We start from the raw sequence: 15152 nt of genomic DNA on the forward strand, positions 1-15152 counted from the left end.
CGCCTTGCCCAGCTCTGCCGGCTCAAACAGGCACGCTCGACCGCCTTCCTCGACAGGGCGATCCGAGGTCACGCATTTCCACAGAAGAGGCAGTTCGCCTTTGACACATGTCGCTTTTTGTCCAAACTCTGCCTTGGTGATGGTACAAATAGCGCCGGAACCGATTGAAACAGGCCGGCGGCACGTTTAAACCCGCCGGCAAGATCAGCGGCAAAAGGCCCTGGAAGCAGGAATAGGCGGCGGCAGGAGTTGGAGTGACTGATCCATACGATATACTCGGCGTTGCGCGCGATGCGAACGAAGAGCAGGTCAAGGCGGCTTATCGCAAGCGCGCGAAAGCAGCCCATCCGGATTCCGGCGGCGATACGGATGCTTTCGCCCGTTTGCAGAAAGCCTACGAGTTGCTTCTCGATCCCGTGCGCCGCAAGGTGTTCGACGATACCGGCTATGACGTCGAATTGACCGATGCCGTTGATCTTCAGGCTCTGGTCGCCATCGAAAAGCTCATTACCGAGATGGTGCTGGACGAGCGCGAGCCCGGAACCTTCGATCCCGTCGCCAAGATGCGCGCGAGCCTTCTCGAAGACATTCGCAAGGCGAATTTCAGCAAGAGCGAACTCGAACGGCATTCCAATCGCATCGGCCTTCACCTCGAGCGACTTGGCAAGCGGCCCGGCAAGGATGTGGTCGGCCACATGCTGCGCGCCCGTATCAAGGCGATCGCTACCGCCATCAGCGAAACGGAAGCAAAGATCGGCGCGAGCGAACGTGCCTGCGACATGCTTGAAGGCTATCTCTATGAACTGAACGAGCTGCAGGATGAGGCGAATGCAGCTGCCGAAATCGAATGGGATGAGCCGCGGATTCGTTCCGCCGCGCAATAGTGACGGCATTTCCGGCCGCATTAAGGACACGGATTTCGCGTCTGCCTTGATCGCGCAATCATTTTCAGCAACGCAATGTTGCAATGCAACAATCCTCCCTAGACAAATCGAAGAGCTGGCCTAGATCAAGCATCCGACAAGCCGTCACGCCCGTCGGGCGAATTGCGGCGCGAGCGGATGCCGGAACTCGGCATACGACGACAATCTGGATGGCGAGGTGTGCGTTTGCTGGTTTCCGAAGCCGATGAAATCGTCTTTGAACATCTGAGCGAAAACCGGTCGCGGGCTGCGCTGAGAGGCGCCTTCTGGTCGGCGCTTGACACGCTGATCCCCACGGCGCTCAACAGCCTGGTCTTCGTCGTCACCTCCCGCTTTCTCCTGCCGCAGGATTTTGGCCTTGTCGCACTCGCCTTCGCCATCGTCAGTTTCGCCGCCGGTTTTGGGCCGACGGCCTTCGGCGAGGCCTTGATCCAGCAGAAATCGATCCGGCGCAGCCATCTCGATACCGTCTTCTGGCTGTCCTTCTTCTCGGCGGCAATTCTCTATGCCGCGCTGTTTGTCCTTTCGCCGACGCTTGCCCATTGGGTGGGCCATGACGAGATCGTCAGCCTGTTGATGATTATCGGGCTGAAAATCTTCTTCGACATGATGATTATCGTCCCCAATGCCCTGATCGGCCGGACGATGTCCTTTCATCTTGCAGCCGTACGCACCGCGATCGCCACCTTCGTCTCGGCGACCATCTGCCTTTCGCTGATTTTCGCCGGCTTCGGACTCTGGGCGCTTGCGATTGCCCAGATCGCCGCGCCAGCCGCGGCCTGCATCGCAGCCTTCTGGGGCGCACGGTGGCTGCCGGGTTTCAGGATCAAGCTCTCCAGCCTGCGGGAGCTTCTGCACTACGGCATCTTCGCCTCGGGCAACCGCTTCCTGCAGACGATGAATCTCGACCAGCTGATTATCGGCACCCTGGTCAGCCCTGCCGCTCTCGGCATCTACAATTTCGCCCGCCGGCTCTATGAGATGCTCAACAACGTGGTGGCTGGCGGCCTGACGTCGGTCAGCCATGTGCTGCTCTCCTCCCTGCAGCACGACCAGAACAAGGTGCGCGAAGCCTTCCTCATGGCGACCTTCGGCTGCTCTCTCGTGTCCTTCCCGGCCTTCATGGGGCTTGCAGCCGTCGCCGACGACGCCATTCCCCTGATCTTCGGACCCCATTGGACGGCAGCCATCTGGCCCGTTCGTTTCTTCTGCGTGATCGGCCTGATGGCCGGCATCGGTGTCATCCAAGCATCGCTGATTACCAGCCAGGGCAAGTCCGACTGGTGGTTCTACTATCAGCTGGTACGCAACATCGTCGCCATCCTCACCGTTCTCCTTCTTCACGAGTACGGCGTCGCAACCGTCGTCTTTGGGCTGATGCTGGGCGTGATCCTGCTATGGCCGGTAACGCTTTGGATGGTCTCGAAACTGATCGGGCTCAGCATCGCGGAATATTTCGGCCAGTTCCTGAGGCCGATCGCCGCTTACCTCGGCATGCTCGTCGCAGTGCTGGCAACATCCTCCGCCCTTGGCGACTGGTCCCTCGCCACGCGCCTGGTCTGCGAAATTCTGGTCGGCGGCCTCACCTATTCGGGCCTTATCCTGCTTCTATGCAGGGAAAGGATCCTCTTCCTCGTGCGGACGACGCTGCAAGGTCGCCGCGCAAAGGCACAGTAGCGGCCGTCGCGACCATGGGATCTGGAGAGAGCAAATCCCCCATTGCCTCCCTGATCCCAGCGACAGCAACACCAAATGTCAGAAAGGCGCATCATGACACTGGTTACGTTTATCATTCCCGTTCGCCATCAGGCCAACTCCAATGACTGGCCCTCGCTGAAAAGGCGCCTGGCTCAGACCATCGCTTCGATTTCCGGGCAGTCGAACGGCAATTGGCGCGGCGTGATCGTTGCCAACGAGGGGGCCGACCTGCCCGAGCTGCCGCCGAATTTCTCGGCCGAGCGCGTGACGTTCCCGCCGAACCAGCTTCACGACATCGATGGCGCCGACCGAGAGAAGGTCTACGACGCATTCCGCCTGGACAAGGGCCGGCGCGTTCTGAGCGGCATGCTTTCCGCGCGCGACACGCGCTTCTTCATGATCGTCGACGACGATGATTTCGTCAGCGCCAATATCGTCGATTTCGCCGCCCGAAACAGCGATGCCAACGGCTGGAAGATCGACCGGGGTTATCTTTGGAACGAAGGCGGCCGGCTGCTGCTGCATCACAACGACTTTGCCAACTACTGCGGCACGTCGCTGATCATCCGGTCCGATCTCTACCGGCTGCCGGCGACCTTCGAACAGGCGGACGTCGACTACATCAAGTCCATGCTCGGCAGCCATGTGCGCATCGGCAAGCTGCTTTCCGAGGCAGGCTCCCCGCTCGGATCGCTTCCCTTCCGCGGCGCGATCTATCGGGTCGGGCATAGCGGCGCCCACAGCAAGTCGTCCAACCTGCTTCGGACCCATTTCCTGAACCGATCGGTGCTGACGCATCCCCGCCAGCTGCTGGGCAACCTTTCGCGGGTACGGCCGCTCGATCGTAATCTGAAAAGCGAGTTCTTCGGAATGCGCGCCGCCGGATAGCTCACGCACACACCCTTTCGCTCAAAGAGGTTTCGATCGATGCCGGCCGATACAACGAGACATAGATATGCCGCCCTCGACGCAATGCGCGGGCTCGCCGCATTCGCCGTCGTCGTCTATCACCTCGACAGGCCGTATGCGCCATCGGCCTACATCGCCGTCGATTTCTTCTTCGTGCTCAGTGGGTTCGTCATCGGCCGGGCCTATGGGGAAAAACTCGCGGGCGGCATGACCGTTCTGGCCTTCATGAAGGCACGCTATGCACGCCTCTATCCGCTCTTCCTCATCGGCAGCGTCTACGGCCTTGTGCAATTGCTGCTGCATTGGAAGGCATCAGGCGTCGGACGGGCCGACCTTGGGGCAAGCATATTATCGACGGCTTTCATGCTGCCCTCGCCGAGTTTTCTCACCCGGTCGGCGGGAGACATCCTGGCGCTCTATCCCTTGAACGGCCCCGCCTGGTCGCTGTTTTGGGAACTGCTCGCCAACCTGGTGTTCGCGCTCGGGCTGTTTCGGCTGAAAACGCGAAGCCTCATTCTTGTCGCCGCGGCGTCTCTCGCGCTTCTCATCGCCTCGGTCTTCTATCACAAATCGCTCGATCTCGGCTGGGAATGGCGTTCGGGGGATGGCGGGTTTGCCCGCGTCTTCTTCTCCTTCACGCTCGGAATGATCCTCTATCGGCTGCGAAGCAATACAGTGTTCGGCCGGACCATGAATAGCTATGCGGCCCTCCTGCCGATCGCGGCAATCTGCGTCCTGCTGCTGCTTCCGACCTATTCGCTGAAATATGCGCTGATCTTCTGCATCCTGATTTCGCCGCTGATCGTGCTGGCCGGCACGATGCTCGAATTGCCGGCCAGGCTGCAGCGGCTCGGCATATTTCTTGGCTATCTCTCCTATCCGATCTATATGTGCCATCGCGGCTTTACCGAGATCTACGCGCAGCTGATGCACAATATCCAGCTGCCGCAGCCGATCTATATCGCAATCTATCTTGCTGTGGTTTCCGTCATCGCGCTCATCTCGGCAAAACTGGCTGCGGTGCTGGTTCGATTTGCCGGCTTATGGAGAAACTCGACCAACAGCGTGGAGGCACGCCAGGGCGGCTAGCCCTCACAGATCACGTATGCACGGCAGCCAAGGCGATGGCATCCGCGACTTCCTCAAGCCGTTCGGAAAGCGTCGCCGTCACGACGCGCAGGTGGCTACTGGGCAGAATGGAAAATTTAGCCCCGGGACTGACCGCTATGCCGCGCGCTGCAAGCGTCACCATCGCGAACGGTTCGGACGAAATCGGTATCCACGCGCATAAGCCGCCGCCATGCTGCGCGGGGACTCCGCGCTCTGCGAGCGCGTCGATCAGGCCGGCGCGGCGCTCCCGATAGATGCTGCGAGCGTGATCCAGGCAGGCCTCCGTCGTGGGATCCCGCAGCAGCCAGGCGACCGCGGACTGCAGAATACGACTGGTCCAGCCGGAGCTGAAACTGCGGTAGGACTGGATTTGATCAACTATGGCGCGGGAGCTCGACAACACCGCCAGACGCAGATCCGGCCCATGCGTCTTCGAATAGGAGAGAATATGGATGACTCGATCGGGGTAGATCCGGCCCAGCGAATGCCGCGGCGCCGTCGAGATAGCGCCAACACCGTCATCCTCCACGATCAGCGTATCCCTGTCCCGCAGGATTTCCGCGATGCGCGCCATGCGGGCCGCACTCACGCTCTGACCGGTGACGGAATGCAAACGCGGCTGGAAAATAAAGGCGACCGGGCGGTATCTCAGTGCCTCTTCCAGCGAAGACGGCAGCGGCCCTTCCTCATCGCATTTGACCGGAATGATGCGAGTGCCGCGATCCTCGAGGATATCCAGAAGCCGCATGCCGGTCGGATCCTCGATCGCGACGGCGGCGCCGGGCATGACGAGGGCGTTGACCAGGGTATAGACGGCATTGTAGCCGCCATTGGTCGCGAGGAACGCCTCCGGCTCGTAGGGCCAGGTCTTCCTGACCGCCGTCTCCAGCTCCGGCAGGATACGGCTGCGCTCATAGCTGTTCAGGTTCTCCGCCGATGCGCCATGCGCCATCGCCGTCTCCAACTTCGGAAGCAGCCGAACATCCGGGCCGGCTGACGTCAGATCAAGGACATGATCGCCATAGTGGCCGGCGCTTGCAAGCCGCGCCGGCTGGCTGATGAAGCGATCGCCGCTGACCCAGGTGCCGTTGCGACCCCGGCCGCTGATGATCTTCTGGCGCCTGAGTTCGCTCCAGGCTTCCGAGAGGGTTGCAGGGCTGATACCGAGCGCAAAAGCGAGATCGCGGATGGGCGGCAATTTGGTGCCGACCGGCAGGGCGCCGGCCCGAATGAGCGCGCTCGTCTCCAATGCGATGCCTCGGATCGACCGATCGTTCAATTTTTCGGCAAACCAGTTCGCGTCTCCAGTTTCGCTCATTTATGCGCCATTTTTAATGTTCAATAACGTAATAACATTTGATCGAGCCATTTTGAACATTTAATCATTTGAAAAACAAGTTATCCCGCGAGTGAATTTCATGCCCCTAACTCTTCGCCTTGCCCTTCGCGATTGGGACTACATCACGCCATTGGTCCTGGGCGATGTCTCCTCCCCGAAACTCGACATCAGGGTGGACCGGGTCGGCACGCTGATTTCCCATGTCGGCAAGAGCGACGCCTACGACGCCGCCGAAACCTCGTTCAGCCGCTATACGCAGATGCGCATCGATGGCGATGAAAGCGTGGTCGGCATCCCGAACTTCATCATGCGCGGCTTTCGCCATCGATGCGTCGTCACCGCCAAGGACAGCCCGATCACGAGCTTTGCGCAGCTGGCCGGCAAGCGCATCGGCGTTACCGGCTGGCGCGATTCCGGCAATACCTGGACACGCGCGGCCCTCCGGCGCGAAGGCGTCGGCGTCGAGGACGCCATGTGGTATGCCGGTCGCCTCACCGAAGCGCATCCGATCGCCGACCGCCTCGACGGGTTCGGTCGGCCCGGCCGCATCGAGGCTGCACCGGGCGAAAGGCCGATGGTGAATCTTCTGAAGGAAGGCCAGCTCGACGCGATCTTTACGCCCTTCATGCCGGACGGCTATTTCGCCGGCAATTCCGGCTTCCGCCAGCTGCTGCCGGATTTCCGCGCCGCCGAGCATCGCTACTTTGCCGATGTGGGCTATGTACCGGGTATGCATCTCATCGGCTTCAAGGCGGAATTCGTCGCCGAGCATCCCTGGGTCATGGCGGAGCTGAATGCCTTGCTCGATGAATCGCAGCGCCTCTGGCTGAACAAGCGGCGCAAATATGCCGACACGACGCCCTTCATGCTCGACGAGCTGCTGAAATCGGCCGCCGAGCTGCCCGAGGGCTGGGATGCGAGCGGCTTTGCCGCCAATCGCAAGATGATCGCCGATTTCGCCGGGGAACTGCATGTGCAGGGCATTTTGCCGCGCTTGATGACGCCGGAAGAACTCTTTCCCTTCGACGTCGACGGCAGCCGGACGAACACACTCTGAGCATCAACCGAAATTCAAGGACGCAAAGCAAAAGGGGAATGAGCATGTCATTGAAAAAACTAACTTATATCGTTGCTGCAAGCCTGATGATTTCAGGCTCGGCCTTTGCTGAGGACGCCGGCCTGCCGAAACTTTCGGTCAATGAGCAGCTGCGCGCCAAGTTGCCGGAAAGCATCCGTACGTCAGGCAAGATGGTGTCCGTCAACAGCGGCTCCTTTCCGCCCTATGAGATCGTCAACGGCGCCTCCGACGTCACCGGGGCAAGCGCGGAATTGACCAAGGCAATCGGGCAGATCCTCGGCGTCGAGATCACCCATGCGACAGTCGGTGGATTGCCGGCGCTGCTCAGCGGCATCAATTCGGGCCGCTTCCAATACGCCGAGGGTCCGGTTGGCGACTTCGCATCGCGCGAGGATGCCAATGACTTCGTCGACTATGTGCAGGAATTCGTCGTCTTCGCTGTCGAAAAGGGCAATCCGAAGGGCATTACCACGCTTGATAGCGCATGCGGTCACCGCATCGCCGTCATGGCGGGCGGATCAGCCGAAAAAGTCATCAAGGCCCAGGCGGAAAAATGCACGAAGGACGGCAAGCCGGCACTGCAGGTCCAGTCCTTCACCGACCAGCCGACATCGATCCTCTCCGTCCGCTCCAAGCGTTCGGACGCGTTCTTCTCGTCACAGGCGCCGCTGACCTATTTCGTATCCCAGGCGAACGGCCAGCTGGAACTTGCAGGCGTCGGTCAGAAGAACGGCTTCGATGATCTGTTCCAGGGCGCCGTATTGCCGAAGAATTCGCCGCTCAGCCCCATCTTGCGTGACGCCATCAAGGAACTGGTCGATAACGGCACCTATGCCGCCATCATGAAGAAATGGGGGCTTGAGAACAACATGATCAAGGAGCCGGGCATCAACCTGGCTACGCAGGCGAACAAATGACGGACGCGAACAAGGAGAATGCACCGCCGCCAGGCGGCGGTGCAAACGCCGCACAGCGCGATGTGGCGAATGCCCATACGCCATTCCCGGCAGGCCGTGTCGCGGCCTGGGCCGTAACGCTGTTGATCGCAGCCTATTTCGCCTGGTCGGTCGCTCACAATGAGAACTTCGGCTGGCATGTCGTCGCCCAGTATTTCTTCGATCCCGTCGTTATCGACGGCCTCTATGTCTCGCTTGGCCTGACGGTCGTCGCCATGGCCTTCGGCATCGTGCTCGGCCTGCTTTTGGCGGTCGCCCGTCTGTCGAAGGATACGCTGGCAAGCACCCTTGCCTCGCTCTACATCTGGTTCTTCCGTGGCACGCCGCTGCTCGTGCAGCTGATCTTCTGGTACAATCTCTCGACGCTCTTCCCGACGCTGTCGATCGGTATTCCCTTCGGGCCGACCTTCGTCAGCTGGGACACGAATTCGGTCATCAGCCCGATGACGGCTGCGATCGCGGGCCTGGCGCTCAACGAAGCCGCCTACATGGCCGAGATCATTCGCGGCGGCCTGCTCTCGGTCGACAAGGGTCAGTTCGAAACGGCGGAAGCCTTCGGCATGACGCGCATTCGCGCGCTGCGCCGCATCATCATTCCGCAGGCCATGCGCTCCATCGTGCCGCCGACGGGCAACCAGCTCATCAGCATGATCAAGGCGACCTCGCTCGTCAGCGTCATCGCCATGGCCGACCTGCTCTACTCCGTGCAGTCGATCTACAACCGCACCTTCGAAGTCATCCCGATGCTGCTCGTGGCCGTCATCTGGTATTTGCTGATTACGTCGGTGCTGAATATCGGCCAGAGCTACATCGAGCGCCACTATAGCCGCGCCGACCGCCGTTCCGGCACGACGAAGGCCGCAAAGGACACTACGCCGGCGCTCGTGCCGGCACAGGAGGCGGGCCAATGAACGCCCCACTGAAAACCAACGCCAACATGCCGCCATTGGTGCATGCGCGCAATGTCCACAAATCCTTCGAAAATCTCGAAGTGCTGAAGGGCATCGACCTCGATGTGGCGCCGGGCGAAGTCGTCGTCATCCTCGGGCCATCCGGTTCCGGCAAATCGACCTTCCTGCGCTGCATCAATCATCTGGAATCGATCAACCGCGGATCGATCGAGGTGGATGGAGAGCAGATCGGCTACCGGCTGAACAAGGGCCGACTGGTGAAACTGTCCAATCATGCGATCGCGCTGCAGCGGCGCAAGATCGGCATGGTCTTCCAGCAGTTCAATCTCTATCCGCATATGACGGCGCTGCAGAACGTCATCGAGGCGCCGATCGGCATCCATGGCGAAAGCAGGAGGCAGGCGACGGAAAATGCGCGTGCACTGCTCGACCGCGTCGGGCTTTCGGCCAAGGCCGACAACTATCCGCGGCAGCTCTCCGGCGGCCAACAGCAGCGTGTGGCGATTGCCAGAGCACTGGCGATCAAGCCGAAGCTGATGCTGTTCGACGAGCCGACCTCGGCGCTCGACCCCGAGCTGGTCGGCGAAGTGCTCGCCACCATGCGCGACCTCGCCAGCCAGGGCCTGACGATGATCGTCGTCACCCACGAGATCGGCTTTGCCCGCGAGGCGGCCGACCGTGTCGTCTTCATGGACGGCGGCAAGATCGTCGAGCAGGGCAAGCCGGAGGATGTGATCGGCAATCCGCAGCACCCCCGCACCAGAAGCTTCCTGTCGCGCTTCATCTAGCGCGGCAGCCCCATCATCAGTGAGGCCTGCACGCTTTATGGCGGATGGCGGCTCAAGCGAACCATTGGAACAGTCATGACCCTCGACAACGATTTCGCCCGCCTGTCGGACTTCGAGCCGATGAAGGCGGAACTGACCGGCATCCGCCAGCACCTGCACGCCAATCCCGAACTTTCCTTCGAGGAGGCGGAAACCGCGCGTTTCGTCGCCGAGAAGCTGGAAGCCTGGGGCTATGAAGTTACCCGCAATGTCGGCGGCCACGGCGTCGTCGCCCGGCTGACGGTCGGGGCCGGCAAGAAGAGCATCGCGATCCGCGCCGACATGGACGCCCTGCCGATCGTCGAGCAGACCGGCCGTCCCTATGCCAGCAAGGTGCCCGGCAAGATGCATGCCTGCGGTCACGACGGCCACACGACCATGTTGCTCGGGGCCGCCGAATATCTTGCCCGCACGCGCCGCTTCAACGGCACAGTGAACCTGATCTTCCAGCCGGCCGAAGAGGCGGGCGTCGTCAGCGGTGCGCAGGCGATGATCAAGGATGGCCTATTCGAGCGCTTCCCCTTCGACGCGATTTTCGGGCTGCACAACCATCCAGGCGCGCCGGAAGGCACCTGGCTGGTGCGCTCAGGGCCGCTGATGGCGGCGGCCGATACCGTTGAAATCACCATAACCGGCAAGGGCGGACATGCCTCGCGGCCACATCTGACCATCGATCCCATCGTCGTCGCCTGCAATCTCGTGGTCAGCCTGCAGACGGTGGTTGCCCGCAGTATCGACCCCACGCAAACGGCCGTCGTGACGGTCGGCACCATCCACGCCGGCGAAGCATCGAACGTGATCCCCGAGAGCGCGAAGATGGCCCTGAGCGTGCGCTCCTTCGATCCGAAGATACGGGAATTCCTCGAGGCAAGAATCCGCAAGCTGGCGCAATCCGTCGCGGAAGGCTATGGCGCCAGTGTCGAGATCGACTACATCCACGGCTATCCGGTCGTCGTCAATTCGGACAAGGAAACCGAATTCGCACGCATGGTGGCAGAAGAACTCGTTGGCGCCGACAAGGTCGGCATATGCAATCTCATTCCAGGCAGCGAGGACTTCTCCTATTTTCTGGAACACAAGCCCGGCAGCTTCCTGCGCCTCGGTAACGGCGTCGATTCTGCGGTCCTGCACAGCGCCAGATATGATTTCGCCGACGAAAGCCTGACCGTCGGTGCCGCCATGTGGGCGCGGCTGACCGAGCGCTATCTCGACGCCTGATGAATGTCGGAGCCAATAGAGCCTTTCCGCTTTTCTTCGAATCGCGAAAACGCTCTTTCCTTTTATTCTTATGCAATTCCGGACGGAAAACCGCCATCCACATTTCCTGGAATTGCTCTGGCTGAGCTTATGCACGGCCAGCCCGCACGACAAGCGACAGCCCCTGGCTGAAGGCAGGGGCTGATCCGTTCTTCGGTGCTGACGGAAACGGGAGGAATGCCGGTGATCATCATTGCCCAGGCGTGACAGCCTCAGAGGGCGGTGCGATCCGGTTTGCCAAAGTGATTACTTTTCGAGCGGGCCAAGGCTGTCGGATGCTGCGGGCCTATCATTTGCAGGAGTATCTGTCCGCAACCCGATCTTCGGCTCGGAGCCCTGATCCTGCATCACGCGCCATTCATTTTCCAGGCGATCAATCACATACGTAGGAATTTCATCTCTTACGTTTTCAAACTCTCGCATCACGACCTCCATTGTCATGCATCAATGGCATGACATGGAAGAGTTTCTTTGTAAATCAAGGCGTTAAACTATTTAAACGATTAAAATAGTTTCAATCGTTTGAATTATTCGCGCCTGTGGAAAAATTTCGGACAGCGTTAATATGAACGGCCGGTGACAATCAGCCCAAGGCAGGATCATCGCCCGCGCCAAACGAAACACTGCTGCCAGTGCGACCGCTTATGGGCCGCAGCAGCCGGGCATTGAACTCCAGATCTTGCGTGCGCCAGATCGAATCATGCTGTTCGCGCATCGCGTCGGCGGCCTCCCGCACAACTTCGGAAATCTGCTGCAGCTGTTTGGCCAGCGGGCTCGTCTTGCGCCAGATCATGCCAATCGTCCGCGAAGGCTGCGGGCTTTGGAAGCGTACCGTCGACACCGAGGCGGAACGGGTTTCCACCGCCACAGCCATCTCCGGTATCAAGGTGACACCAATGCCGGCGCTGACCATCTGTACCAGCGTCGACAGCGAGCTGCCGTCCATCAGCTCGCGCGGAAGCGCCGACTGTATATTGCAGAAAGAAAGCGCCTGATCGCGGAAGCAATGCCCCTCCTCCAACAGCAGCAATCGCATTTCGCGAAGCGCCTCCCGGTTGGGGACCGGCTTGCCTTCATCCTCGCTCGGCCTTACCAGCACGAAGTTTTCGGCAAACAACGGCACTTCCGTCAAGGACGATTCCGAGATGGGCAGGGCGACGATAGCCGTATCCAGGCGCCCTTCCTCCAGTTCTTCGACCAGTTTCGACGTCAAGGTTTCGCGCACATGGATATCCAGCCCGTCATATATGCGGGTCAGATTGCCGATGATGCCCGGCAGCAGGTAGGGCGCGACCGTGGGAATGACACCGATCCGCAACCGGCCAACAGGTTGATTGTGGGATGCGCGTGCGAGGTCGCCGAGCTCGTCAACAGAGCGGAGGATATCGCGGACGCGGATCGCGAACGCCTCTCCGAAATTCGTCAGGCGGACCTGGCGTGCGCTTCTTTCGAAGAGCTCCGTGCCCAGCTGCTCCTCCAGTTCCTTGATTTGCATCGATAGCGCCGGCTGCGAGATAGCGCATACATCGGCGGCACGACCGAAGTGGCCGTGCCGCGCCAATGCTTCGAAATAGCGCAACTGTTTGAGGGTAAGGTTCGTCATAAGTTTATCTTATCGCATCAATCAGGAAATCCAACTTAAATTAATGGATGGCCTTGGCTATAGTGCCGCAGCAGAAATGAGATGCGGCCGCCTGTCACATGCAGCTCCCATCGGGAGTATCGACAGCGCTCAATTCATCCATGCGCGGATCTGCTGGGCAACGAGGCAAAAGCATGCCTTTTCCCGCCGATCCGTTTCGCGCGAGGCCAGAACAACGAGAGATTTCATGCGTCTGACATGCTGCCGTCACGCTCGTCATAGAAACGGACCCGTTCCCGTGGGGCTTGCAAAGCCCCTCCTCCAGCCGTCACAGTTCAAATCATCGTAAGGGAGACAATTATTATGGATACAAAAGTCGAAAATGCCGGCAAGTGTCCGTTTCCGCATGGAAACACAAGCGTTTCGGCCCGTTCGAACCGCGACTGGTGGCCGAACCAGCTGAACCTCAAGATCCTTCATCAGAATTCTGCACTGTCCAGCCCGATGGGCAAGGCATTCAACTATGCCGAAGAATTCAAGAAGCTCGATCTCGATGCCTTGAAGAAGGACCTCTTCGCCCTCATGACGGATTCGCAGGATTGGTGGCCGGCCGACTTCGGTCACTACGGCCCGCTCTTCATCCGCATGGCCTGGCACAGCGCCGGCACCTACCGCACGGGCGACGGCCGCGGCGGCGCCTCTTCCGGCACGCAGCGTTTCGCGCCGCTCAACAGCTGGCCGGATAACGTCAACCTCGACAAGGCACGCCGCCTGCTCTGGCCGGTCAAGCAGAAATACGGCAACAGCATCTCCTGGGCCGATCTGTTGATCCTCACCGGCAACTGCGCGCTGGAATCCATGGGCTTCAAGACCTTCGGCTTCGGCGGCGGCCGTGAAGACGTGTTCGAGCCGGAAGAAGACATCTACTGGGGCGCGGAAAACACCTGGCTCGGCGACAAGCGCTACAGCGGCGACCGCGATCTGGAAAACCCGCTCGCAGCCGTGCAGATGGGCCTCATCTACGTCAACCCGGAAGGTCCGAACGGCAATCCGGACCCGCTCGCCGCAGCGCGCGATATTCGCGAAACCTTCGCCCGCATGGCGATGAACGATGAGGAAACCGTCGCCCTTATCGCCGGTGGCCACACGTTCGGAAAGACGCACGGCGCAGGTGACGCAGCCAATGTCGGCCCTGAACCGGAAGCAGCCGGCATCGAAGAGCAGGGCCTCGGCTGGAAGAACAGCTTCCGCAGCGGCAAGGGTGGCGACACGATCGGCAGCGGTCTCGAAGTCACCTGGACCTCGACGCCGACCAAGTGGAGCAACAACTTCTTCTGGAACCTGTTCGGTTACGACTGGGAGCTGACGAAGAGCCCGGCCGGCGCCCATCAATGGATCCCGACCCATGGTGCCGGCGCAGGCTCGATACCGGATGCGCACGACAAGTCCAAGCGTCACGTTCCGTCGATGCTGACGACGGACCTTGCCCTGCGTTTCGACCCGGCCTACGAGAAGATTTCTCGCCGCTTCTTCGAAAACCCGGACGAATTTGCCGATGCCTTTGCCCGCGCATGGTTCAAGCTGACCCATCGCGACATGGGCCCGCGCGCCCGCTATCTCGGCCCGGAGGTTCCCGCGGAGGAGCTCATCTGGCAGGATCCCATCCCGGCGATCGGCCATTCACAGATCGACGCCAACGATATCGCCGCTCTCAAGGGCGAAATCGCCGCATCGGGCCTCACCATCCCGCAGCTGGTTTCGACTGCCTGGGCTTCGGCTTCCACCTTCCGCGGCTCCGACAAGCGCGGCGGCGCAAACGGTGCCCGCATCCGCCTTGCTCCCCAGAAGGACTGGGAGGCCAATCAGCCGGCACAGCTCGCTTCCGTGCTGCAGACGCTCGAGGGCATTCAGCAGAAGTTCAACGATACGCATAAGGGAGGCCAGACCGTATCGCTTGCCGATCTTATCGTGCTCGGCGGCTCTGTCGCCATCGAGCAGGCCGCCAAGAAGGCCGGCCATGATGTGATCGTGCCCTTCGCTCCCGGCCGCGCCGATGCATCGCAGGAACAGACCGATGTCGAGGCTTTTGCCGTTCTCGAGCCGATCGTGGACGGGTTCCGCAACTATCAGCGGCAAGCCTACACCGTCTCCTCCGAGGAGTTGCTGATCGACAAGGCGCAGTTGCTGACGCTGACGGCCCCGGAAATGACGGTTCTCATCGGCGGCCTGCGTGCGCTGAACGCCAATGTCGGCCAGACCCAGCACGGCGTCTTCACCAAGCGTCCGGAAGCCCTGACCAACGACTTCTTCGTCAACCTGCTCGACATCGGTACGGAGTGGAAGGCGGTTTCGGATGCCAAGGACGTGTTCGAAGGGCGCGACCGCGCAACCGGCGACGTCAAATGGACGGCGACGCGCGTCGATCTCGTCTTCGGCTCCAACTCGCAGTTGCGCGCGATCGCCGAAGTCTATGGCCAGGCCGACGCGGAACAGAAGTTCGTAAACGACTTCGTTGCAGCCTGGACCAAGGTGATGAACGCCGACCGTTACGACATCGCCTGA

At 60.6% G+C, this 15152-nt stretch carries 13 protein-coding genes; 10 read left to right on the forward strand and 3 right to left on the reverse strand.

The window, feature by feature from the left end; translation table 11 throughout:
• Positions 1-254: 254 nt before the first annotated feature.
• The 4 genes from ACQZ6J_RS17335 (at position 255) to ACQZ6J_RS17350 (ending at position 4619) form a co-directional block, all read left to right on the forward strand.
• Positions 255-884 carry a DnaJ domain-containing protein gene (locus ACQZ6J_RS17335; RefSeq protein WP_449084987.1) on the forward strand — a complete coding sequence of 210 codons (630 nt, stop codon included), beginning with the start codon at positions 255-257 and terminating at the stop codon, positions 882-884.
• Positions 885-1109: 225 nt separating this feature from the next.
• Entirely contained in the window at positions 1110-2600 is a 1491-nt protein-coding gene (locus ACQZ6J_RS17340) for a lipopolysaccharide biosynthesis protein (RefSeq protein WP_163990527.1), read from the forward strand.
• Positions 2601-2693: 93 nt separating this feature from the next.
• Entirely contained in the window at positions 2694-3509 is an 816-nt protein-coding gene (locus tag ACQZ6J_RS17345; RefSeq protein WP_163990458.1) for a galactosyl transferase, read from the forward strand.
• 39 nt (positions 3510-3548) lie between these two features.
• Positions 3549-4619 (forward strand): acyltransferase family protein, encoded by a 1071-nt coding sequence (locus tag ACQZ6J_RS17350; protein WP_449084988.1) that lies wholly within the window; start codon positions 3549-3551, stop codon positions 4617-4619.
• Between the two features lie 10 nt (positions 4620-4629).
• Here ACQZ6J_RS17350 and ACQZ6J_RS17355 read toward each other — a convergent pair whose 3' ends face one another.
• Positions 4630-5958: an aminotransferase-like domain-containing protein gene (locus tag ACQZ6J_RS17355; protein ID WP_449084989.1), complete on the reverse strand. Its 1329-nt coding sequence runs from the start codon at positions 5956-5958 to the stop codon at positions 4630-4632.
• A 100-nt stretch (positions 5959-6058) separates the two neighbouring features.
• Between ACQZ6J_RS17355 and ACQZ6J_RS17360 the strand changes: the two genes are divergently transcribed.
• From ACQZ6J_RS17360 to ACQZ6J_RS17380, 5 genes are all read left to right on the forward strand, one after another.
• Positions 6059-7036 (forward strand): ABC transporter substrate-binding protein, encoded by a 978-nt coding sequence (locus ACQZ6J_RS17360; protein WP_449084990.1) that lies wholly within the window; start codon positions 6059-6061, stop codon positions 7034-7036.
• Between the two features lie 44 nt (positions 7037-7080).
• The gene (locus tag ACQZ6J_RS17365) at positions 7081-7974 is read left to right on the forward strand and encodes an ABC transporter substrate-binding protein (protein WP_163990449.1); all 894 of its coding nucleotides are present in this window, start codon (positions 7081-7083) and stop codon (positions 7972-7974) included.
• A complete protein-coding gene (locus tag ACQZ6J_RS17370; protein ID WP_449084991.1) occupies positions 7971-8924 on the forward strand; it encodes an amino acid ABC transporter permease in 954 nt (317 codons plus the stop codon). Before ACQZ6J_RS17365 ends, ACQZ6J_RS17370 begins: the two co-directional genes overlap by 4 nt.
• On the forward strand, positions 8921-9712 hold the full coding sequence (locus ACQZ6J_RS17375; RefSeq protein WP_281411074.1) for an amino acid ABC transporter ATP-binding protein: 792 nt from the start codon (positions 8921-8923) through the stop codon (positions 9710-9712). Before ACQZ6J_RS17370 ends, ACQZ6J_RS17375 begins: the two co-directional genes overlap by 4 nt.
• Positions 9713-9787: 75 nt before the next feature.
• The gene (locus ACQZ6J_RS17380; RefSeq protein WP_449084992.1) at positions 9788-10969 is read left to right on the forward strand and encodes a M20 aminoacylase family protein; all 1182 of its coding nucleotides are present in this window, start codon (positions 9788-9790) and stop codon (positions 10967-10969) included.
• Positions 10970-11254: 285 nt separating this feature from the next.
• Here ACQZ6J_RS17380 and ACQZ6J_RS17385 read toward each other — a convergent pair whose 3' ends face one another.
• Positions 11255-11431: a hypothetical protein gene (locus ACQZ6J_RS17385; protein WP_204326738.1), complete on the reverse strand. Its 177-nt coding sequence runs from the start codon at positions 11429-11431 to the stop codon at positions 11255-11257.
• A 160-nt stretch (positions 11432-11591) separates the two neighbouring features.
• On the reverse strand, positions 11592-12611 hold the full coding sequence (locus ACQZ6J_RS17390; protein WP_246725934.1) for a LysR substrate-binding domain-containing protein: 1020 nt from the start codon (positions 12609-12611) through the stop codon (positions 11592-11594).
• Between the two features lie 342 nt (positions 12612-12953).
• On the opposite strand from ACQZ6J_RS17390, the gene katG reads away from it, so the two are divergent.
• A complete protein-coding gene (gene katG, locus ACQZ6J_RS17395) occupies positions 12954-15152 on the forward strand; it encodes a catalase/peroxidase HPI (RefSeq protein ID WP_449084993.1) in 2199 nt (732 codons plus the stop codon).

The sequence above is a fragment of the Rhizobium sp. A37_96 genome (genome assembly GCF_053521765.1).